The organism is Desulfovibrio desulfopostgatei (genome assembly GCF_053570645.1).
This window is the reverse complement of the sequence record NZ_JBRBQS010000002.1, coordinates 2091231-2112118: the sequence shown is the minus strand read 5'-3', so window position 1 is coordinate 2112118 and position 20888 is coordinate 2091231. Positions and strand designations below refer to the sequence as shown.

At 57.1% G+C, this 20888-nt stretch carries 25 protein-coding genes, 1 tRNA gene and 1 other RNA gene (1 of these 27 only partly in view); 12 read left to right on the top strand and 15 right to left on the bottom strand.

Features of this window, described 5'->3' with window-relative positions; all coding sequences use genetic code 11:
- Positions 1–13: 13 nt before the first annotated feature.
- The 3 genes from ACUZ9Q_RS09280 to ACUZ9Q_RS09270 are packed head-to-tail and all read right to left on the bottom strand — an operon-like array spanning position 14 to position 2167.
- Complete coding sequence (locus ACUZ9Q_RS09280; RefSeq protein WP_449247739.1) at positions 14–835, bottom strand: class I SAM-dependent DNA methyltransferase; 822 nt, start codon at positions 833–835, stop codon at positions 14–16.
- On the bottom strand, positions 832–1605 hold the full coding sequence (locus ACUZ9Q_RS09275; RefSeq protein WP_449247738.1) for a Rossmann-like domain-containing protein: 774 nt from the start codon (positions 1603–1605) through the stop codon (positions 832–834). The genes ACUZ9Q_RS09280 and ACUZ9Q_RS09275 overlap by 4 nt, the downstream gene beginning before the upstream one ends.
- The gene (locus ACUZ9Q_RS09270; protein ID WP_449247737.1) at positions 1598–2167 is read right to left on the bottom strand and encodes an FmdE family protein; all 570 of its coding nucleotides are present in this window, start codon (positions 2165–2167) and stop codon (positions 1598–1600) included. The genes ACUZ9Q_RS09275 and ACUZ9Q_RS09270 overlap by 8 nt, the downstream gene beginning before the upstream one ends.
- Positions 2168–2520: 353 nt before the next feature.
- On the opposite strand from ACUZ9Q_RS09270, the gene ACUZ9Q_RS09265 reads away from it, so the two are divergent.
- Positions 2521–2685 carry a hypothetical protein gene (locus ACUZ9Q_RS09265; RefSeq protein ID WP_022660060.1) on the top strand — a complete coding sequence of 55 codons (165 nt, stop codon included), beginning with the start codon at positions 2521–2523 and terminating at the stop codon, positions 2683–2685.
- A gap of 486 nt (positions 2686–3171) precedes the next feature.
- On the opposite strand, the gene ACUZ9Q_RS09260 is transcribed toward ACUZ9Q_RS09265, so the two are convergent.
- The 10 genes from ACUZ9Q_RS09260 to ACUZ9Q_RS09215 form a co-directional block, all read right to left on the bottom strand.
- Entirely contained in the window at positions 3172–3657 is a 486-nt protein-coding gene (locus tag ACUZ9Q_RS09260) for an Sbal_3080 family lipoprotein (protein WP_449247736.1), read from the bottom strand.
- A gap of 371 nt (positions 3658–4028) precedes the next feature.
- Positions 4029–4104 (bottom strand) — tRNA-Thr (locus ACUZ9Q_RS09255).
- 57 nt (positions 4105–4161) lie between these two features.
- The gene (locus tag ACUZ9Q_RS09250; RefSeq protein ID WP_306666374.1) at positions 4162–4542 is read right to left on the bottom strand and encodes a hypothetical protein; all 381 of its coding nucleotides are present in this window, start codon (positions 4540–4542) and stop codon (positions 4162–4164) included.
- Positions 4543–4589: 47 nt separating this feature from the next.
- Positions 4590–5579, bottom strand: a complete 990-nt coding sequence (gene gluQRS, locus ACUZ9Q_RS09245) for a tRNA glutamyl-Q(34) synthetase GluQRS (RefSeq protein ID WP_215647368.1) — start codon at positions 5577–5579, stop codon at positions 4590–4592.
- A 4-nt stretch (positions 5580–5583) separates the two neighbouring features.
- Entirely contained in the window at positions 5584–6096 is a 513-nt protein-coding gene (locus ACUZ9Q_RS09240; protein WP_215647367.1) for a rhodanese family protein, read from the bottom strand.
- Positions 6097–6106: 10 nt separating this feature from the next.
- Positions 6107–7300, bottom strand: a complete 1194-nt coding sequence (locus ACUZ9Q_RS09235) for a C40 family peptidase (protein ID WP_215647366.1) — start codon at positions 7298–7300, stop codon at positions 6107–6109.
- Positions 7301–7387: 87 nt separating this feature from the next.
- Positions 7388–7783: a flagellar basal body rod C-terminal domain-containing protein gene (locus ACUZ9Q_RS09230; RefSeq protein ID WP_022657493.1), complete on the bottom strand. Its 396-nt coding sequence runs from the start codon at positions 7781–7783 to the stop codon at positions 7388–7390.
- 183 nt (positions 7784–7966) lie between these two features.
- On the bottom strand, positions 7967–8746 hold the full coding sequence (gene folE2 / locus ACUZ9Q_RS09225; protein WP_192113037.1) for a GTP cyclohydrolase FolE2: 780 nt from the start codon (positions 8744–8746) through the stop codon (positions 7967–7969).
- On the bottom strand, positions 8746–9162 hold the full coding sequence (gene nikR, locus ACUZ9Q_RS09220) for a nickel-responsive transcriptional regulator NikR (protein ID WP_022657495.1): 417 nt from the start codon (positions 9160–9162) through the stop codon (positions 8746–8748). The genes folE2 and nikR overlap by 1 nt, the downstream gene beginning before the upstream one ends.
- Positions 9163–9219: 57 nt before the next feature.
- The gene (locus ACUZ9Q_RS09215; RefSeq protein WP_215647365.1) at positions 9220–9930 is read right to left on the bottom strand and encodes a class I SAM-dependent methyltransferase; all 711 of its coding nucleotides are present in this window, start codon (positions 9928–9930) and stop codon (positions 9220–9222) included.
- A gap of 246 nt (positions 9931–10176) precedes the next feature.
- On the opposite strand from ACUZ9Q_RS09215, the gene ilvA reads away from it, so the two are divergent.
- Positions 10177–11712: a threonine ammonia-lyase, biosynthetic gene (gene ilvA / locus ACUZ9Q_RS09210; protein ID WP_215647364.1), complete on the top strand. Its 1536-nt coding sequence runs from the start codon at positions 10177–10179 to the stop codon at positions 11710–11712.
- Positions 11713–11822: 110 nt separating this feature from the next.
- Here ilvA and ACUZ9Q_RS09205 read toward each other — a convergent pair whose 3' ends face one another.
- Both ACUZ9Q_RS09205 and ACUZ9Q_RS09200 read right to left on the bottom strand, forming a co-directional pair.
- Positions 11823–12323: a protoporphyrinogen oxidase gene (locus ACUZ9Q_RS09205; protein WP_192113040.1), complete on the bottom strand. Its 501-nt coding sequence runs from the start codon at positions 12321–12323 to the stop codon at positions 11823–11825.
- 77 nt (positions 12324–12400) lie between these two features.
- Complete coding sequence (locus ACUZ9Q_RS09200) at positions 12401–13342, bottom strand: spidroin-2 (protein WP_449247735.1); 942 nt, start codon at positions 13340–13342, stop codon at positions 12401–12403.
- A 136-nt stretch (positions 13343–13478) separates the two neighbouring features.
- On the opposite strand from ACUZ9Q_RS09200, the gene ACUZ9Q_RS09195 reads away from it, so the two are divergent.
- From ACUZ9Q_RS09195 to ACUZ9Q_RS09150, 10 genes are all read left to right on the top strand, one after another.
- On the top strand, positions 13479–14063 hold the full coding sequence (locus ACUZ9Q_RS09195) for a manganese efflux pump MntP (RefSeq protein WP_215647362.1): 585 nt from the start codon (positions 13479–13481) through the stop codon (positions 14061–14063).
- 44 nt (positions 14064–14107) lie between these two features.
- Entirely contained in the window at positions 14108–14518 is a 411-nt protein-coding gene (locus tag ACUZ9Q_RS09190) for an OsmC family protein (RefSeq protein WP_192113043.1), read from the top strand.
- A gap of 97 nt (positions 14519–14615) precedes the next feature.
- Positions 14616–15731 carry a glycosyltransferase family 2 protein gene (locus ACUZ9Q_RS09185; RefSeq protein WP_449247734.1) on the top strand — a complete coding sequence of 372 codons (1116 nt, stop codon included), beginning with the start codon at positions 14616–14618 and terminating at the stop codon, positions 15729–15731.
- 119 nt (positions 15732–15850) lie between these two features.
- The gene (gene glmU, locus ACUZ9Q_RS09180) at positions 15851–17206 is read left to right on the top strand and encodes a bifunctional UDP-N-acetylglucosamine diphosphorylase/glucosamine-1-phosphate N-acetyltransferase GlmU (protein ID WP_449247733.1); all 1356 of its coding nucleotides are present in this window, start codon (positions 15851–15853) and stop codon (positions 17204–17206) included.
- 132 nt (positions 17207–17338) lie between these two features.
- A complete protein-coding gene (gene zapB / locus ACUZ9Q_RS09175; protein WP_323390816.1) occupies positions 17339–17584 on the top strand; it encodes a cell division protein ZapB in 246 nt (81 codons plus the stop codon).
- Between the two features lie 6 nt (positions 17585–17590).
- Complete coding sequence (locus ACUZ9Q_RS09170; RefSeq protein WP_022657505.1) at positions 17591–17863, top strand: cell division protein ZapA; 273 nt, start codon at positions 17591–17593, stop codon at positions 17861–17863.
- A gap of 12 nt (positions 17864–17875) precedes the next feature.
- A non-coding RNA gene (ssrS, locus tag ACUZ9Q_RS09165) (6S RNA) lies at positions 17876–18059 on the top strand.
- A gap of 211 nt (positions 18060–18270) precedes the next feature.
- On the top strand, positions 18271–19830 hold the full coding sequence (gene rny, locus ACUZ9Q_RS09160; protein WP_022657506.1) for a ribonuclease Y: 1560 nt from the start codon (positions 18271–18273) through the stop codon (positions 19828–19830).
- 128 nt (positions 19831–19958) lie between these two features.
- Positions 19959–20546: a TRIC cation channel family protein gene (locus tag ACUZ9Q_RS09155; RefSeq protein WP_227119258.1), complete on the top strand. Its 588-nt coding sequence runs from the start codon at positions 19959–19961 to the stop codon at positions 20544–20546.
- Between the two features lie 340 nt (positions 20547–20886).
- Positions 20887–20888, top strand: partial view of a hypothetical protein gene (locus ACUZ9Q_RS09150; RefSeq protein WP_449247732.1) — a 2-nt sliver only. It continues 295 nt past the right edge of the window; a 2-nt sliver of its 297-nt coding sequence is all that appears in the window; only part of the start codon is in view: it crosses the right edge, with 2 bases visible at positions 20887–20888; the stop codon falls past the right edge of the window.

Sequence of the window (20888 nt, the reverse complement as noted above, 5' to 3'; positions counted from 1 at the left end):
GGGGCCGGGAGGGTTATATTTTCCAGAACATGACGGCCAGCTTTGACTCCACCCTTTCCTGAATAATCCCGTCGCGGCAGAGGCTTGCCAGTTTCTTGCGCATTTCGGCTTTCAGACTGTCAGAAATTGTCATCATGCTGGTGAAATAATTGAGGTGCATCAGTTCCGCATCCTCAAAGGTCGTTTCGCTTTCCCACGCCCGGTCAAAGTATTCTACCTCAGGATAAAAACCCATCAGAAACAGCATGTTGAAAGCGCAGAAGAAACTGCGGGCAATGCGGGCCTTTTGTTCGTCCCAGTCGAGCAGGCTCTTGAGCTGATCCCTGACAGAATGGCGCATTTCCACATGCGTGATCATGCAGCAGGCGCGGCTGGAGGCGGCAATCATCTTTTCCAGCGTTGCGCGGTTGTTGATGGCTGGCGTGCGCGATGCCAGAACCAGATCGAATTGTTTGCGCCAGCCCATGCTGTCGATGTCTGCCGCCTGCCAGTCCAGAACCCGAAAACTGGCGTTGGGGCAGTTGTCTTCAACGGCATTGGCCTTTGCCAGATCAATCATGTTGGGCGCAAGGTCAAAGCCTTCCACCCGGCCCACCAGCGGGGCCATTTCAAGGCTTTGCGCGCCGGGGCCGCAGCCGATATCCAGCACCGCGCTGTTGTGGTCAAGGGCAGCCTTGCGCGCAAGGTGTTCCATCAGGCGCTGGCGGTGTTCGTCCGCAGTTTTGCGGCGAATGCGCTTGTTGAACGAGGGCGCGCGCTTGTTCCAGAACTCCTGCGCATCCTTGCGGTCTGGCTGATAATCGACCCAAAGCTTCTCAAAAGATTCAATATTCACTGGGCACCGCCGGGCAGCAGATTTACCTTGAGGCCCCCGCTGGCAAAAATGGCCTCGCAGTTGTTGTCTTTAAGGGCGCGGGCCATGCCTGCGGCATTTTCCACCACCAGGCCGGAAAGCGAAGCAAAACCGTGCCGGAACAGCAGGGGATGCATGGGGGTGCTTGGCCCGACCATGAAAACCTTGGCCTTCCGGGTCAGTTCCAGCAGGCGGGTGATGGTTTTATTGATGAATGTTGTGCCCGTGACAAAAACAATATCCTGCTCCGACAGAACGTATTCCGCTGCTGCGTCGGGCAGGTCGCCGGGCTGTGGATTGCGCTCAAGAATGCACATGTCGCAGTGCTGGCGCAGCATGCGCAAACCGGGAAAATGCCCGATCACCGCAACTTTTTTACCTGTAGCCTCTGCAAGAAAAAATTTGAAGGCATCTCCGGGCATGCGGTTTATACCGGGCTGGATGGGGCTTTCGGGCCGCAGGGCCAGAGTGTTGTTGGCTGCATTAAGGGCCGCAAGGCCGATGGAGGCCTGATTGAAATCCCACGATTTTAGGCGTTTGGCCACCTTGCGCAAGGGCTGGCCGACAATTTCATACGGGGAGAGCGAGGGATCCTGCACGCCCGGCATGGTCGGGAAATGCTGGGCCATGCCCACGCCCCCGGCGTCTGATTCCACCATCAGCCAGTGATCGCCGTAAACAAAGGATTTAACCAGCTCCTTTGACGGAACGGAATCAACCAGTTCGTCATACAAATGCCAGCGGTTATGCATGGCTGCCTCCCATGGGGCTGTAGTATGCGCCGTTGAGGCATGCCCGGCAGTATGTTTTGCCATCCTGCACAACTTCCTTGCAATCCAGCACGTCCTCGCCGCAGGCGCAGCAGGTTGCAATGCGCGCTGGTGGGCCGGGCAGTTCGCCCTCCGGCATGGTGATGTTCACAGGCTGGCAGGAAAAAATGTCGCTGTCGGCGTAGCCTTCCCAAAAGGCGAGCTGGGCGGCTTTATCCGCATGGTGGGGCGGTCTGTCAGAGGTGATGACGCTGACCCGCACGGCCTTGCCGCTTTTCAAATCCAGAAACGACATGGCTGTTTTGCCGTAGCTGTACATCTTGACCCGTCTGCGCCCCACGGTCACGCCAGTAACCACGTAGGAAGCATCCGCAACGCAGCGGTCAGTCTCCAGAAAGATAACCAGATCGCGCATATCGTCATGCGGCGACATGCCAAGCGCTTTCAGCGCCATCAATGTCATGCGGATGCCCAGAATCTGCCCGCTGCAAATGTGCCCGTGATACTGTTCGGCCTTTTCAAGGTAAGGTTTTATATCTTGCATTGTTTTTATGTGTAAGAGTGTTTGTATGTTCAAATGCGTACATTTTACTATATGCCCGCACGCTGGTTGTCATGCTGGTATCTGTTTCAATAAAAGCGTGAACATTGTGCGGTAGCAAAAGTGCTGGGCTGCGGGTGGAGACTGGAGGGCAGAAAGGCAGCGGGGCAGGGCGGATAGGAAGAATGCGGGATCTGGCGGTGCTGGGCGGGCATCTGTACGCTCGCTGACGAGCGTGCCAAAGCTGGCGCGGCATGCTGCCGTTGCGGGTATCCGGGCTGGAACTGTCGCTTGTGCACTTGACACTGGGGTGCTAGTAGTAATGTATAGCATAACTCCAGAAAGGGGGACTCATTATGGCCCAGAATACGAGAGTTGATGACTACACCACCTGCCCGGCTTGTCAGGGCAACGGAAAAGACGATGCTGGCATGAAGTGTTTTGAGTGCAACGGAACCGGAAAAAAGCAGCAAGCCTGCACTGTTCCCGAAGGTCCCGAGCATGAAGGCGTTTGCGACTAGCAGCACCGAGCGGCCCCATTAATGAACATAACTTGCCTCCTGATCAAACCTGCATGGCAGGCAGAAATCAGGATGATACAAATGATCGGCTTTCTCCGCTAAGGAGAAAGCCGATCATGTTTTTTGGGGGGAGTTGAAAATTATACACGACCGGGAATGGGAGCTTCCTCAGCGCGTGAGGAGCAATTTCAGAATGAGTTCAATCGTCGCTACAGCAAACTGCCCGAGTACTTTAGCAGAGATGGCAGGAAAGCGGTGCAAAAAAAATCAAAGCCTGACAGCATGAAATGAAAATTCCGACCCAATGATGGGCCGGAATTTTTTGTGGCCTTATCTGTGAGGCGGTGGCGAGCCTTCTCCCCTGCCGGGAAACACATGCAGGAGGTGGATACCAATTTTCAATTTTTATTCCTCAAAATAGCTGCTACACCTAAGGCATGCGGCCTAATACCCCATAGCGCTCACGCTAAAAAAATCAGCACAATCCTATTCGGCTCGGGCATTTTCCGCTGTTTTTTCTTGCATAGGGGGCTGTGCGCCATTTTTGAGCGGGAGCATTTGGCTAATAAGCTCGTTCACCTTATTACCGCCCTTGACCCATTTTTTAGGATTGGCACCGCCATGATTGGAATCATACAGCGCAGCAGCAACAACGCGGTTATTGTGGATGACATCAATTTTTGCATAAGCCATATACAAAGCAAAATCCCATTTCCAATTTGCAGTATAAATAATATTGTATTTGCAATCATCAAGCGCCTTGTCGTTCTTACTGAACACCTTTGGTTTGTATCCGCGCTCAATAAGTGTTTTTTGCATTGCCTCAAGAAATCCATTTCGTACACTAGGATTATCTACAATGCATATTTCGTCAGTTTCTATTTGTTCTGTAGATGGTGTTACATCCTGCCGAATTGAACAAGCAGAGAGAAATAGGCCGACAACAAGCAACAAGGCACCGTTCTTTTTCATTGGCATCCCGCTTTATTTGTCATCTGTATATGACTGTGTGGAGGCAAAGCGCCTGTAGCACTTTAGGTGCCGCGCCCTATTTATTTCGTACGCTCGACCACGCAAGAGGTCACGTGAACTATACTAATCTCCCATGGAAGTGCCGGGCAGTAGAAGAGAGAAGGCAGAAATGGGCAAGGGAAAGGACGTGCTTTTTCATGCTGTGAACCTCTGGCCTCACTATGCCAGAAGTGGGACAAAAAGCGAAGAGATATAGGATAAGCGCAGCAATTTTTTTCACCTAATTGCACCCAGTTCTATTTGTGGTGTTACCCTGGCGTTACCCCAACAAAAAAAGCCCTCGCGGTTTTCACCGTGAGGGCTAAATTCTGTGGAGCCAGCTAAGAGACTTGAACTCTTGACCTGCTGATTACGAATCAGCTGCTCTACCAACTGAGCTAAGCTGGCAACCGACATGAAGTGCCAAAAAACAGGGCCGTTGTCAAGCGGATAGGTCTGCTCGGCTTACGCGCATTCCACCACGAGGGGGATGACGTGCAGCTCGCGGTTCACTTCTTCCGTGTGGCCTAGTTTCCACTTGGTGGATTCCGCAGGCCAGCCGAGGTGGGAGGCAACATCGCGCGCAACGCCAGCCACATTCAGGATGGGGTGCCGCTGAAAAACCTGGGGCAGTCCATAGGTCAGGTTGCAGGCAAGGCACTTGCCGGGGCGCTGGCGCAGTTCAAAAGCCAGCTTGGCCTTTTGCGGCTCAACGCTGCGGCAAACCAGGCCGATGTCGTAAGCGCCTTCTTCCGCGCCGCCAAAGAGCGCGTCAAAAAATTCATCTGCACGGCCAGCGGGAAAAATCTTGTCCAAAAAGGTCTGATCCAGGTTCTGCATGGTCATAAACATCCTCTGTCATTACATGAGCGGTGTTTGTATTCAAATGGCCGTCAGGCCACAAGCGCGCGTAGCATCTCGCGCCCAAGGCGGATATCATCGCCATCAAGGCGCGAAAGCGAAAAATATGGTATCAGCTCCGCAGGGCTGGCGGCATCGCCGCCGGGATTGCACCCGGCAAGCGCGCCGAGCAATCCGGTTATTCTGCGCGGGTCTGCGCCCATTTGCCGCAGGTTGCGCAGCGCGAGGCTCTGGTGCCTTTTGGCAAGGCGTTCCCCCTCGTCATCCAGAAGCAGCGGCACATGCGCATAAGCGGGAGCACCATAGCCCAGGAGCTTGAGAAGAGCAATCTGCCTCGGCGTTGAAATGAGGATGTCGCGCCCGCGCACCACCTGATTTATGCCCATGAGCGCATCGTCCACGGCCACGGCAAGCTGATAGGCCACAACGCCGTCAGAGCGGCGCAAGGCAAAGTCGCCCCCGCAGTCTGCCAGCGTGTACGATTGCGGCCCAAATACCGTATCGGTGAAATTCACAGGCCCGTCCGGGCAGCGCAAACGCAGGCAGGGGCGGCGGCCTGACTCCAGCAGGGCTTGCCGCTGCGCCTGATTCAGGCTGCGGCATGTGCCAGGGTAGGGCGCTCCAGCATCATCAACATGCGGCGCACCTGCCATGCTGCGCAATTCCTTGCGCGTGCAAAAGCACGGATACGTCAGCCCAGCGCTTTCAAGCTGCGCAATGGCCGCCGTATAATGCTGGCCCCTGCGGCTTTGCTCAAACGGCCCCATGCATCCGCCATCCGGTTCCGGCTTGTCCGGGCCATAATCCCAATCCAGGCCAAGCCAGGTCAGGTCTTCAATGAGGGCTGCGGTGTATTCGGGGCGTGAGCGCTGCGGATCAATATCTTCAATGCGCAGTACCACCTCGCCAGAGCTGGCCCGGGCGGCTAGCCATGCAAGCAAAAAGGCCCAGGCGTTGCCAAGGTGGATATAGCCGGTAGGGCTGGGAGCCAGCCTGCCGCGAATAACAGGCGCGGCGTGCATAAAACTATTTTTTGTTCCAGGGCATAGCCGAAAGCAGTATGCCCAGACCGCAAAAGCCTGTCACGCCTGCAAACACAAGCCCCGCGCCCACAAAGGCCGAAAGCCACAGTATTGAGGGCCACGCCAGGGAGCCGAGCACTCCAGCCAGCACCAGGCCGCCAGCGCCAATCTGAATCTGGCGAAAAATGGGCAGCGTCTGTTTGGAGGTTTCCACCGGAAGCCCCTGTTTGGCCCAGGCGCTGACGCCGCCTTCCATCTGCCATGCGGGGCCTGCCGCAAGCTTTTGCAGCAGGTCGCTGTTCTTGGTGGTGCGGTTTCCGGAATTGCAGGTAAATATGATGGGGAGTTCAGCGGTGGCGGGGCGCAGATCCATCCACGAAATAACCGAAAGGGGGGCCGCTTCGGCACCGGGAACGCGCAAGGCGGCGAGTTCGTCCGCCTCGCGCACGTCAACAAGGCGAGCCTTGTTATCCTGCAGCATTTTCAGTGTCTCTGCAGGAGAAATATTGGGAAGCATCGACTATGTCCTATGAATTCTTATCCCGGTTTTTGGCGGGAGTTTTTTTGCTTTTGCCATCGTCAGACTTGGAAGAAGCCACCTTGCCGTCGCTCTTGTCCTTTTTGCCGGATTCAGACTTGGCAGATTCGTGCTTGGTAGATTCGTGCTTGGTAGATTCGCCCTTGGAGGCGCTGGACTTGGAAGAGCCAGACTTGCTGTCGCTCTTGGCGGCTTCCGGCTTATGGCTTTCAGTCTTGCGCGCTTCAGCCTTGGGGGCGTCAGATTTGCGGGCCTCGCTCTTGCGCTCGGACTTTTCAGCTTCAGCCTTTGAAGAACCGGATTTGGACGAAGAGGCGCTGCTCTTTTTGTCTGACTTGTCTTCCTTTACTGATGCCTTGCTTGAAGACCTGGAGGACGACTTGTCAGCTTTTTCCACCTCGATTTTGCGGGTGGAGTGCTTCTTGTCCAGACTGGCCACTTCCACAAACTGGTCGCGTGATTTGGACGGATTTTTGTCTCTGGAGCGGTCTTTGTCTTTTTCCTTGCCGCGATCCTTGCTGCCCTTTCTGTGGTCGTCGTTGCTGGCAACGCTGGAGCGGGAGGAAGGCTTGTGGCTGCGATAAATATCGCGCACGGCCTTTTCTTCCGCGTAGTCGTTCAGGCGGGTCTGGGCTTCGGCCACGAGATTTTCGGTGCCGTCCATCTTGACGCGCCGGGCGCCGAGGAATGTGCCTTTGAAATAGGGGTCGTCCAGAGAATTGACGCGCACGGTGGTGCGGCGGTGGGGGCTGTGGATGAACTTGCCGTCGCCCACATAGATGCCGGTGTGATAGCCCCGGCGGGGGTGGCGGAAGGCGACAATATCGCCAACCTGCATATCTTCCACATTATTGATGCGCTTACCCACAACTGATTGTTCACGAGCGGTGCGCGGCAGGCTCACGCCAACGCTTTTGTATGCCCAGCAGACAAATCCCGAGCAGTCAAACCCGCCCGGCGACATGCCGCCGGGAACATATGGGGTGCCGATGGCAGACCGTGCCTTGCGCAAAAGCTGCTGACTGCCCTGCTGCTCGTTGTTGTCAAAAGCAGCTTCATACGAACGGCGAAAACGCTGTTCCGCTTGTGTGCTGTAGTCATCACGCTGGTTGTTTTTTACTGCGCAGCCAAAGGTCATGGCGCAAGCCAGAGTCAGCGCACACAGTTTCAGGCATCTACCCATCGGCACTCCGTGTGGGTTGCGCCGCAGCACAAGGCAACGGCGGGTCACGCAAAAAAAACGGGAATAACCCCGTTTGTCTGTAGTTGGTCAAGCCTTGATGTCTAAAAGCGTACCCAGCATTGAATCACTGGTGCGCACTACTTGCGCGTTTGCCTCATAGGCGTGCTGGGTGGAGATCATCTGAGTGAATTCCCGCGCAAGATCCGTACCGCTGGGTGCGGATGCTTCCAGGGGAATACCGGAAGTGACATCAAGAACGGCGTTGGCGGCGTTCCAGTTCGAGCTGGGGCCGACTTTTGATCCCGCGTCTTTCATCGCGGCTTCAAAACTGACGCCCTGATCGTTGGCGTTGCTGGAGTAGACGGCACGGCGCGGCTCAAAACCAGCCGTACTGACGTTGGCTACATTATGCGCTGTAACAGCCGTGCCCCACGAAAAGGCATTCAAGGCTGATGCGCCGATCTGTAGGCTACTGCTACTCATCATTCACACCTTACGGCTTAACTAGCACAAGTATTACCCGAATACAAAAACTTTTTTTTTGCCCGGTTGGCGGGTAATTGCGGTTTTTTGCAATCAAGGGGCGAGGCAGGTTTCCAGAGTATTATCGCCTACTCAGAGCATGCTGCCGCAAGGCGCCAGTGTAATCAGCGTCAGCAAGGCATGTCAGCGAACAGAGAGATCGCGCTCAATGCGGGCAAAGGCATTGTGGTTGTGGATGGATTCCATGCTCTCCACCTCTACGCTGAACCACTCTACCTGCCCGTGGGCCGTAAGCTTTTGCGCCACGTTGCGCACCACGTCTTCCACAAAGGTGGGGCGGGCAAAGGAACTCTCGGTGACGAATTTTTCATCTTCGCGCTTGAGCAGGGTGTAGACGGCGGAAGATCCCGATTCTTCGGCGATGTCGATGAAATCCTCTAGCCACGAAAAAGCCCGCATGCGCAAACGCATACGCACCATGGCCCTCTGGCTGTGCGCGCCCTCGCGGCTGATGGCCTTGGAGCAGGGGCAGACAGTCATGACCGGGACTTCGGTTTCAAGAATAAACGACTGGCCTTTGTCGTCCAGCTCGCCTGTCAGGCGGCATTCGTAGGCAACCGTGGCCGGGCTGCCCGAGGCAGGGGCCTTTTTGACAATAAAATAGGGAAAGCAGAACCGGGCATACGCCCGCTGCGCGCCAAGCCGTTCCTTGATATTGACCAGCAGCCGCCTCACGGACTGATAGCTGATCTCGTCGTTCCATTGCTCCAGAGCCTCAACAAAGCGGCTCATGTGGGTACCTTTGAAGGATGAAGGCAAGTCCACCCCAAGGTCTACGGTAGCCACGGTCTGTTGCGTCCCCTGGCAGCGGTCGCGCACCAGCAGGGGCAGCTTCAGCTCGCGAACACCCACGCGGTCAATATTCAGGGCAACCTGCGGGGCGTGGCTCTGTACGTCTTCCATTATGCCAGATCCTGTCCTGTAGTAGTAGCGGTAAAAGTGCCGTGCTTGACGCCGCGGCAGGAGATCAGTTTGTCGGCAAGGGCTCGCAAACGCTTGGGTTCGCCCTTGAGCACCAACACCTCAAGGCAGTTGTAGTGATCCAGGTGCACGTGAAGCGTGGTGACAATAAGGTCGTGGTCATCGTGCTGGATAGTCATGAGCCGACGGGCCAGATCGTTTTTGTGGTGGTCATACACCAGGGTGAGCGTACCCGCGCCAGAGGCGTCGTTGCTCCAGCGTTCTTCCACCAGCGCCTTGCGGATAAGGTCGCGTATGGCTTCAGAACGGTTGGGATAGCTTTTGCGTTTGCACAGCTGGTCAAAAGGTTCCAGCAGATCTTCATCCAAAGAAACGCCGAAGCGCGCCAGGTTTCCCATGGTATTTCCCGTATGGCCCGTGAGGGCTGATTGCTGTGGTTGAAGAACGCCCCGAACTCAGGCCCGGCGGCTGATTTCCCAAACGTGTACGGTAACGGGCACTGGCTGGGCGTAAAGGGGATCCACTGTTTCGTGATACACCCGTCTGCCTTGCCAGCCGCCGTTTTGCAGCGCGTGCAGAAAAGCATCGTACACTGTGCGGCCCGGCTCCGCCACCCATGCCGCGCCATCAGGGGCGAGGGCATGGTCAAGGAAGCGCAGCACCGGAGCCACAAAACGTTTTTCATACATGATATCGCCGCCCCAGATGCGGTGCATGCTCTGCGCCCGCACGGCGGGCCGCCGCCAGTCCATGACTGTCCACAACGGCTGCGGCACTTCGTTGATATCAGCGTTGCGGGCCGCAAAGTGCAGGGCGGCTTCCTCATAATCCATGGCAGTCATTTTTGCGCCGAGCCACTGGCCCACCATGGCGGTGAGGCCCAGGCCGCAGCCTATATCCAGGCAGTGCTGCCCGGCAATGCATTGCCGCTGCTGCGCAAGCCAGCCCGCCAGGGCAACGCTTGAAGGCCAGAGTTCCGTCCAGTAGGGCAGCCGCTCATCATCAAAATCATCGGGCGAGGCCGTCATGGCGTCCCAAAGCTGCTCAAGGTCGGCGGCCCGGCTGAGCCGCCACAGGCGGCCTGCGGCGCGCACTGAAATGTGCGGCGTGTATTCGGTCAGGCCATGCGTTTCAGACTGGGAAAATTCGGAAGTCAGTTCGGTCATTCGACAAGCATAGCGCAACGTGCTGTAGCTGTACAGATATGCAACAGAGGGGCAAGCTTGGGCCGATGTGCCCTGCCGCGTGAAAAAACGCGTCAAAAACAGAATGTAAGTTCGTAAAAGCAGCGCGAATTTTAAAAAGTAAGCACTTGAGAAGCATTTCTTGCGGGTATATAAAGATTGGCCTTACAAAAATGCGTTTTTCGACCGCAAGGGCGGCCATGCGCGAAGCCCCGCAAGGACATTTTCATGGACAAGCACAGCGAATACCTGAACCGTATCCTTTTGAGCCGCGTGTACGACGTGGCGGTAGAAACCCCCCTGGACGAGGCGGTCAGTCTTTCGCGCCGCACCGGCAATAATATTTTGCTCAAGCGCGAAGACCTCCAGCCTGTTTTTTCCTTCAAGATCAGAGGCGCCTACAACAAGATGGCGCACCTTACCAAGGAAGAACTGCGCAGGGGCATTATTACCGCCTCGGCTGGCAATCACGCTCAGGGGGTTGCCCTTGGCGCGCGCAAGCTGGGGTGCGAAGCTACCATCGTCATGCCCGTGACCACGCCCGCCATCAAGGTCGAGGCTGTGAAGCGGCTGGGTGGTCAGGTTGTGCTTTCGGGGGAGTCTTTCAGCGATGCCTGGAAGCACACGCTTGACCTGATTCAGGAAACTGGCTGCGTGTATATTCCGCCCTTTGACGACCCGGATGTCATCGCCGGGCAGGGCACCATCGGCATGGAAATTCTGCGTCAGCACCCCGGTGATATCCATGCCGTGTTTGTCCCCATCGGCGGGGGCGGCATGGCGGCGGGCGTCGCGGCCTACATCAAGAACCTGCGGCCTGAAATCCGCGTCATCGGCGTGGAGCCTGTGGATTCCGATGCCATGCGGCGTTCCGTCATGGCCGGGCAGCGCGTGGAACTGCACGATGTTGGTCTGTTTGCCGACGGCGTGGCCGTCAAGCTGGTGGGTGAAGAAACGTTTGTTCTCTGCCGCGACCTGCTTGACGACATCATCACCGTTGAGACGGACGCCATCTGCGGTGCCATCAAGGATATTTTTGAAGACACCCGCGTTGTGGCCGAGCCTGCGGGCGCGCTCGCTCTGGCTGGCCTGCGGGCCTATGCCAAGGCGGGGGATCTGCATGATGCCACCCTGGTAGCCATTGTGAGCGGCGCAAACATGAACTTTGACCGCCTGAGCCACGTGGTTGACCGTGCAGAAATAGGCGCCCAGCGCGAAGCCTTGCTGGCAGTGACCATCCCCGAAACCGTGGGCAGCTTCCGGCAGTTGTGCGCATCTTTTGGCAGCCGCAACATCACGGAACTCTGCACCCGGTATTCAGACCCGGTAAAGGCCAGGGTGCTGGTGGGCATCAAGATCAACGGGCGCGATGATGTGGCCCAGGTGCTGAAAGAACTGCGCGGCAAGGGCTTTGAGGCCATTGACCTCACGGATAACGAACTGGCCAAAGTGCATGTGCGGCATCTGGTGGGCGGCAACGCGCCCCAGATTCTGCACGAGCGTTTGCTGCGTTTTACCTTCCCCGAACGCCCCGGCGCGCTGCTCGATTTTATGGACGCCATGCGCGTGGATTTCAGCATTTCGCTGTTCCAGTACCGCTATCACGGCGCGGATTTTGGCCGCGTGCTTGTGGGATTTGAAGCGCCCGATGAGAAGAAGGAAGCCTTTGAGGATTTTCTCAAGCGTGTTGAAGCCATGGGCTATCCGCATGTGGAAGAATCCAACAACGATGCCTACAAGATGTTTCTGGGCTGGCACGAATAAGCCCGCCTGAAGCTGAACAATGTAAAACACCGGCTGCCTGCAAAGGACAGCCGGTGTTTTACATTACGGCCTCTTGTTCAAAAGCCGTGTCAACTATGTGCGGATACTGCTTACTGGCCGAGCAGCTTGCGCGTTTCGGGGGTGAGGCCCTTGAGGCTGGCAAAAACAGCTTCGGCCCCCCGCTGATCAGGATCCTGAACAATGGCAATAATGACCTTGTCCGCAGTGGCGTTGACCTTGGTCACGCCGGGGGCGGGAAAGGCCTGGCTGCGCAGTTCGCCGTTGAACGTCCAGAACGGCCCCTGCGGGCGGGGTTGGGAAGCGTTGGCCTGAAGGGGGGCCAGCTTGTTGGCAAGGGAGGCGCTGTCGTCATTCTGAGTATTGGGCAGAACAAAAATGCTGATGAGTGCGGCGTAGTCGTCTTTCTTTTCGTTGGAAAGGCCCAGAATCAGCATGCATTCATCGGGGTTGCCCGATTTGAAGCCCATTTTTTCCTCGCCGTCCCAGCCCTGGGGCAGGTCGGCACTGAAAAGCGTAAACGAGCGCGGTTCAGCCTGGGCTGTGACCGTCAGGCAGAGCATGAGAAGGGACAGAAAAAACAAAGTCCGCATGGGAACCTCCGGGTTGCGGAAAAATCGAATCCGTATGTGCAGTTGGGTATACGCGCTGCCCGTGTGCGGGGCAAGCATCAGCGCCCGAGCGCCAAAAGGAACGGAAAGCTCGCGCCCAGCACAAGCAGCAGAAGCCCAAGAACGTTGAGCCAGTAAAATTTGCGGGGGGCGCGCAGAACAAACAGGGCCACCCAGCAGGCAATGGCGAGGGTCATGGGCACAAGGCCCATTGCCTGTTCCGCCAGCCCTTGCGGCAAGGGCCCCTGGCGCAGGGAAAAGCCGATCACAAGCCCCCAGCGGTCAATGCAGCGGGGGATAAAGCCCACCATGGCCCACAGCGCGCACCAGCGGGCAGCACGCTGCTCGTCCGCCAGCGTGAATGCGGCTCCTCTGTTGCGGGCCACAAGGGAAAGGATGATCAGCGCAACGCTGCCCGCTGGGGCCAATGCGGTAAAGTAGTCGTGCAGGGTTTTGGGAAGCACGGCCAGAGCCACATCCCCCATGCTCAGCCCTTGCGGCAGGCCGGAAAAGGGCCAGTTGGGCAGAACCTGCGCGGCAAAAAAGCAGAGGGCCGCCAGCAGCGCAAGGCCAACGCGCAGGCCGATCTGCCCTGGCTGCCAGTAATCCTGCGCAGCTTGCGGCACGGGGGCCGCGCGGTCGGCGGCAAGATACAGCAGCAGGCAGATTATGCCAGCCAGCCATGCGGCAACCGCCGTTGTGTAGGGCAGCATGGCGGGCATCCACAATGATACGCCTTCAAACATGTGTTCCGTGCTGCGTATGCTTGCCAGCAGGGCAAGAACACTGCCAGCGGCCAGCAGCGGGCCAAAAACAGCCAACCCCGCGGCGCAGCGGGCGAGGGTGCGCGCGCCATAGGCGCAGAGCCTGGCCTGGCCCCGTCTGCCGGTGGCCAGGGTGAGAGCGATAATAATGGGCATGGCCGAAGCGGCGCTTGCGCCCAGGGTCAGAACAGCGGCAATCCATTGCCAGCAGAAAAGCCAAGAAGGAATAGTTTGCATACCCAGCCTTGTATCCCGAGGCCGTGTCAGCCGCAAGCGAAAGACCTCTCTTGCTCCTGGGCGGCCCTTGCCCTATAGTTCACGCCACTCTGCAATCACACTGGGCGGTCATTGCGCACCGCAGCATGGGGTTTTTATGTCGTTTTTTGCTGTTCTGCTCCTGGCCGTTGCCCTTTCCATGGATGCATTTGCCGTTGCCCTGGCTTCTGGCTGCGCCCTGCGCGTGCCGCAGGCACGTCATTACTTCCGGCTTTCTGCGGCATTCGGCTTTTTTCAGTTCGCCATGCCGGTGGTGGGGTGGTATCTGGGCATTACCGTGCGTTCTTATATGGAAGCTTGGGATCACTGGATCGCCTTTGCCCTGCTGGCCTGGATAGGCGGCAAGATGGTGCTTTCGGGGTTTTCGGCGCTACGGGCGAGTTCCTCCTGTCCGCGTCCTTCGGTGGATCCCACCGCGGGGCGCAACCTGCTGGTGCTGAGCGTTGCCACAAGCATCGATGCCCTGGCCGTGGGTCTTTCTTTTGCCATTCTGGGAACTTCTGTCTGGAGCCCGGCCCTGATGATCGGTCTGGTCTGCGCGGTTATTACCGCTGTGGGCGTGTATCTGGGCAAGGCGCTGGCCAATCTCTGCGCGGTCAACGGATGGGCTGAACTGCTGGGCGGGCTGACCCTGCTGGCTATTGCCTGCAACACGTTGCGCGAGCATAATGTTTTTGGTTAATCACCAGTAACTGCCGTTTGACCGGCAAAACCGCAGGAGTTTTCATGGCTACCGTCAGCGCAAAATATCTTGGGGATCTGCGCGTGGAGTGCGTCCACAACCAGAGCGGCACAAAGATCATCACAGACGCTCCTTCTGACAATCAGGGGCTGGGTGCGGCTTTTTCACCTACCGACCTGTGCGCCACAGCCCTTGGGGCCTGCGCCATGACCATTATCGGCATTTATGCAAAGACGCATGGCGTGGACGTGACCGGCACAGAGATGGAGATCAACAAAACCATGAGCGCCGACCCGCGCCGCATCGGCAAGATTGAAGTGACCTTCAAAATGCCCGACCGCGAATATTCCGCCAAGGAAAAGACGGTAATTGAGCGCTGCACTCAAAGCTGCCCAGTGCACCACACCCTGCACCCCGATGTGGAGCAGGTGTTTACCTTTATATGGAAGAACTGAAATCGGCGTGCGGGAGTGCTGAAAGGCGCGCCTTGAATCTGCTTGGTGCGCGTTATCAGCACTCCTGCATGGTGCTTACGGCATAACAGGATATCGCATGACTTCTCCTCCATTGGTTTCAGTAATAATCCCCAGCTATAATTACGCCGGTTTTCTTCCTCACGCTGTTTCCAGCGTGCTGCAGCAGCGTTGTCCGCAGGTGGAAGTGGAGGTGATTGTGGTGGATGATGGCTCGACGGACAACACCGCTGAGGTTGCCCGTTTGTTTGGGCCGGACGTGCACTATATTTATCAGGAAAATCAGGGGCTTTCCGCAGCGAGAAATGCTGGATTGCGTGCGGCGCGCGGTGATTTCATCGCCTTTCTTGACGCGGATGACCTCCATGCAAAGGAATTGCTGGCGAGCCAACTGAAAGTTTTTACCGCGCAGCCTGAACTTGATATTGTCATTTGTCGCTGTCTGGATTTTTCAGAAGGCGCAAATAGACAGGTCGATGGGGTGTGGTCGCTGGTCAACAGCCATTGGGATGTGCATGCATGCAACGCCAATCTTGCTCCCGTGCATTGCTATATGGTGCGGACAGATATTGTGCGCCGTGTCGGCTACTTTGATCAGGGCCTCAGATCCTGCGAAGATCAGGATTACTGGTTGCGATGCTACGGCCTGGGGGCCAAAGTGGGCATAAATACAGATGGGGTGGTGTTTTACCGCAAGCACGGCGGCGGTATGACGGAAAATCGCGCCCGGATGTATCACCATGACTCGCTTATGCACGAAAAGGTGGGCCGTATGCTGGCCGAGCTGCCGGAGTTTCCCTTGCAGGCCAAGTGTGCAGGCTGGCTGGCCCATGCCGCTGGCTGCCTTGTTTCTGCCGGGTATCTCTGCGAGCTTGATCCTGAGCGCTCACGGGTCATGCAGGATTTTTTTACAAAGGCAGTGCTCGCAGCCGCGCCGCTGTTCAGCCACTGTGCGCCGCGCAATGATACGGGCAATCTGCGCTATGTTCAGGATTATTACGGGGGGCGGTGTTTGCGCCTCGCCTCATGGTCTGGTTTGCAACTGACGCCCACAGCCGCCAAGGCCCTGATGGTGCTCAAACGCATGTTTCCCCGTATGGCCGATCTCTCGTCAGATGCGCTGAATGCGCGCCTGCGCAGCACCTATGCCAGACTTTGCGTGATTGGCCTGCCATCGCAGGTGGGCACGGGGTAAACGCCCGAGCAGCGCCGCACAGCGCAGACCACCTCTGCGGTCTTGCTGTTTGGCCCGCAAGAGGCTATTGGTCTGCCTGCACAGTTTCCCGCCATATGTGGCGAACGAAGGAGATATTCATGCCGAAGAACGCGGCTTTGATTCTTGCAGCGGGCAAGGGAACCCGCATGCACTCGGACAGGCCCAAGGTGCTGCAAACGCTGCTAGGCGAGCCAATGCTTGCCTGCGTCATTGAGGCTCTGCGCCCTGTTTTTGCGGAAGACGTCTGGATTGTGGCCGGGCATCGCGCCGAAATGGTGCAGGCCGCCTTTCCTGATGCCCGCTTTGTGCTGCAGGAGCAGCAGCTTGGCACAGGCCACGCCCTTATTCAGGCTCTGCCCGCACTGACCGAAGCCGGTTGCACCCATTTGCTGGTGGTCAACGGCGACGCGCCCCTGCTTTCGGAATCTCTGGTTCGTTCTTTTCTTGCCGAGGCCGTTGGTGCTGACCTGGCCTTTGCCACCATTGAGCTGGACAACCCCGGCGCGTATGGCCGGGTGGTGCGCCAGCAGGGCAAGGTCAAGGCCATTGTGGAAGCCAAGGATTATGATTCCTCGCTCTACGGGCCGCCCTCCAACGAGGTCAACGCGGGCATGTACTATTGCAGCCTTGGTGCGGTGCAAAGCCTTTTGCCGCACCTGAACAACAGCAACAAGAGCGGCGAATATTACATTACAGACCTCATCGGCCTCGCCGTTGCGGAAAAATACGAAGTTCTCGGCATCCAGTGCGGCCGCGATGATTCGCTCATGGGCGTGAATTCGCCGCTTGAGCTTTCCCGCATGGAAGAAACCCTGCGCGCCCGTATTGTTGATGGTCTGCTTGCTTCCGGCGTTATCGTACATGCGCCGGGATCGGTGCGTGTGGGGCCTCTGGCGCAGATTGAACCCGGCGTGGAATTGACGGGTCCGTGCGAAATTTATGGACGCACCAGCATCAGCCGTGGGGCCAGCGTTGCCTCGCACTGCGTGGTGCGCGACTGCGTGATCTCCAATAATGCAGAGATCCGCTCCTTCTCCCATCTGGAAAAAGCCCGCGTGGGCGCAACCGCATTGGTGGGGCCCTTTGCCCGCCTGCGGCCCGGCGCTGTGCTTGAAGAACAGTCGCATGTGGGCAATTTTGTCGAGCTTAAAAAAACCCACCTTGGCAAAGGCGCCAAGGCTAACCACCTTACCTATCTTGGTGATGCCGAAATAGGCGAGGGCACCAACATCGGCGCGGGCACAATCACCTGCAATTACGATGGAAAGCACAAGTTCCAGACCAAAATCGGGCGCTATGCCTTTATTGGCAGCAATACCGCCCTGGTTGCGCCTGTGAACGTGGGCGACGATGCCCTTGTGGGCGCAGGCTCGGTCATTACCCGCGACGTGCCCAACGGCGAGCTTGCCATTGCCCGCGAAAAGCAGAAAAATCTGCCCCGCAGGAATAAATAAACGGCCCTGGCGGCCTGTGCCGCAAGGGTTTTGTCTTTTTGCAGCCCGCGTCGGCACAGCCCGGCGCGGGTATTTTTTCGCCCGAGCGTATCCATTCTTGCCAAGGTCATGCCGCGGTGTTATCTACAAATCATGGAACTTTTGGAGCAGCTTGAATCGCAGGTTGAGGCGCTTTTGGCCCGACTTGACCGCCTCACGGCGGAAAACGCGAAAATCAGTGCGGAGTCTGCCGATGTGGCAGCCAGAAATGACGCACTTGATGAAGAAAACCAGAAGCTGCGCGAAGCTCTTGAAAACGAAGAAACGCTGCGTACTGAGGCTCTGAATCGCATTGACGCCTTGCTGCGCAGGATTCAGGAGCACGACAGCGTCGAGTAGGTTTTTGTGAACCAGGATACTATCAACCTCACCGTTCTTGGGCTGAGCATTGCATTCAAGCCTGGAGCCGACATGCGGCGCGTACAGGAAGCCGTGCGGCTGGTGGAGGAACGGTTCGCAGACCAGAAGCTGAGGTTCCACGGAGGGCAGACCAAGGACATTCTGCTGACTTTTATGGCCCTTGGACTGGCGGATGATTTGCTGCAATCGCAGAAAGAGCAGGCGGACGTGCAGAATCGCGTCTCAACCTTGCTTTCAAAAATAGAGGAGTCCTCTTAGGCTCCTTTGGGCGCTTCCCTGGGACGCGCGTGATTTATGCCTCGGTGCTAACCTGACAAGAATATAAAAGGGAGCCGTCACTGTCTTTGTGTGTGCACGCCCGGCAAGACCGGGAAGCCCGGAAAGGACACACAGGCGCCCGACCTGGTTATCCAGGTTCTGTACCGCAAGCATGACACGGCGCTCCGGGGAACGCGCCTTCTTTTGACGTATCTGGCTGCCATTCTTAGTGGCCGATGCTTTTGCGCAGTTCATTCCAGACCGTTAATCGGTATCCAGCCAGGGTTTCAGCAGCCCCTTTGGGCTCATTTTGCTACGGTGTGCGGCAGTCTTGCCGCTTGCCGGTGTTCGTCGGCCCGCGCCTCGTGGCGCAGGGTCCGTATTGATAAAAGAGAGAGGCTGGATTCATGGATCCATTGTTCATTGCAGCGCTTGTAGCTGCGGCGCTGCTGGGGGTTGCGCTGGGGGTGTTTGCGCACAAGCGTTCTGCCGCAAAACGTGTGGGCGACGCCGAAGATCTGGCGAAGCGCATAGTGGCGGAAGCGCGTAAAGAGGCGCAGGCCCAGAAAAAAGAGATATTGCTTCAGGGCCAGGATGATCTGTTCAATCAAAAGCGGGAACTCGAAAACGAATTCAAGGAACGTGAGCGCGAGGTCAAGGCCCGCGAACGCAAGCTTGAAGAAATGGGCGGTCGCCTTGAGGAAAAGCTTGAAAAAGCAACCACAAGGGAGCACGAACTGCTGACTTCAGAGAAAGAACTGGCCCGCAAGGAGCGCCAGCTTTCTGAATCTGAAATGTTTTTGCAGACCCGTATTGAAGAGCAGGAGCAGCGGCTTTCTGAAATTGCTGGCCTCACTGCCGATGAGGCAAAGGTTCGGCTTTTCAGCGAAATTGAAGCCAAAACCCGGCACGAATCGGCGCGCATGATCCGCCAGATTGAAATGGAAGCGCGCGAAACTGCCGACCGCAAAGCCAAAGAAATCCTCTGTAATGTCATCCAGCGCTACGCGGGCGACTACGTCAACGAGCAGACCGTTACGGCTGTGACCCTTCCGAGCGAAGACATGAAGGGCCGCATCATCGGGCGCGAAGGCCGCAACATCCGCGCGCTTGAAGCTGCCACCGGTGTGGATCTTATTATAGATGATACGCCTGAAACCGTTATTCTTTCAGCTTACAGCCCGCTGCGCCGTCAGGTTGCCAAAATGGCGCTTGAGCGTTTGATCCAGGATGGCCGCATTCATCCTGCCCGCATCGAAGACATTGTGCAGAAGTGTGAGCAGGAACTGGACACCCAGGTGCGCGAAGTGGGCGAACAGGCCACCTTTGATGCAGGAGTTCACGGTATCCATCCGGAAATCGTCCGTTTGCTCGGGCAGTTGCGCTACCGTACTTCGTTTACCCAAAACGTGCTCCAGCACTCTCTTGAAGTTTCGGCCCTGTGCGGCATGATGGCCGCCGAGCTCGGCATGGACGTCAAAAAAGCCAAGCGGGCTGGCCTGTTGCACGACATCGGCAAGGCCGTTGACCACGAAGTGGAAGGCCCGCATGCCCTTATCGGCGCGGACCTCGCCAAGAAGTACAACGAAAGCCAGGAGATCATCCACGCCATTGCAGCCCACCATGAAGATCAGCGCCCCTCAACGGCTCTGGCAGTGCTGGTGCAGGCGGCGGACTCCATCTCCGGCGCGCGCCCCGGCGCACGTAAAGAGCTGCTTGAAAACTACGTGAAACGGCTTGAAGATCTGGAGGGCATTGCCACCAGCTTTGATGGCGTCAGCAAGGCATACGCCATTCAGGCTGGCCGCGAGATTCGCGTGATGGTCAACTCCGACATGGTTGATGACGATACCACGTATATTCTCTGCAAGGATATTGCTGAAAAGATTGAGAAAAACCTTACCTATCCCGGCCAGATCCGCGTGACGGTCATTCGTGAACGCCGGGCAGTGGGGCTGGCCAAGTAGAGCGAAAGCCTTAAACAGGCGCTCACGCTGGCAAAGCCCGCATGTGCCTGTTTCGCGGCAATGATTTGCAGGCAAATCCTTGCTGGAGCATTTCATGAATGAAATGGTCTGGCCCTTGGGTGCAGCGTATGCAGAACCTTCCCTTTTTTGTGTTAGATCTGGCGGCCAGCTTCATGCTGGCCGCTGCCGCATCTTGCCGGGCGCGCTCTACGGGTGCGCATTTCAGCGGTGCCGCCGTTCTTGCCTGTCTGGCGGGGATGGCCGCGCCGCTCGCTCGTGATGGGCTGCTCGGCTACGGCGCCATTACCCTCAATCAGGGGGAATATTTGGCCGCAAGCGTGTGCGGCGGCATTGCCGGTATCATTATAGGGCAAAGCAGCCGGGCCTGGATGTCCTTCTTTTGGCTGGATGCGCTGGGGCTGGCGCTTGGAGCTGGCGTGGGAACCGTAAAGGGCGTGATGGCCGGGCTTGGCCCCACAGGCAGTATACTGGTTGGTATACTGGGCGGGCTTGTGGGCGGCATTGCGCGAGACCTTTGCCTTGGGGATATGGCCCGTGCGGTTGAAGAAGATATGTACGCTACGGCAGCCGCCTTTGGCGGCATGCTGGCGCTGACCATGATGCTGCTGACGAATCTGGATTCCTGGCAGAGCGCGCTGTGTGGGGCGTTGCTGGTGGTTGTTTTGCGAGGGGTCAAAAAAGTCAAAATTGTCTGAAACGTCGGCGAGTTCGGCAAATGATTGCGAAAAAACGGCACTACGGCTTGACTCTGTGGTGTCGTTTCGCTATTTTTAACTTCCGCTGAGCAAGAAAGCCATGCTTTTTGTGGTTAATTTGCAAAAAGTTGAAATAACGGTTGACTTGCGGAGTGAGGAGGAGCATAACCGCTCCTCGCGACAAGGGAAAGCGGTTCACGGAAACGCAAGCGAAAAGAATTTTCGCGGAAACGAAAATAACAGTTGACTCCTGAAGCGAAGGGGAGCATAACCGCTCCTCGCGATTGAAGAAAACGACTTGGCTTCACGGTGAAACGAAAGTTTCAGGAAATGAAAAAAAGT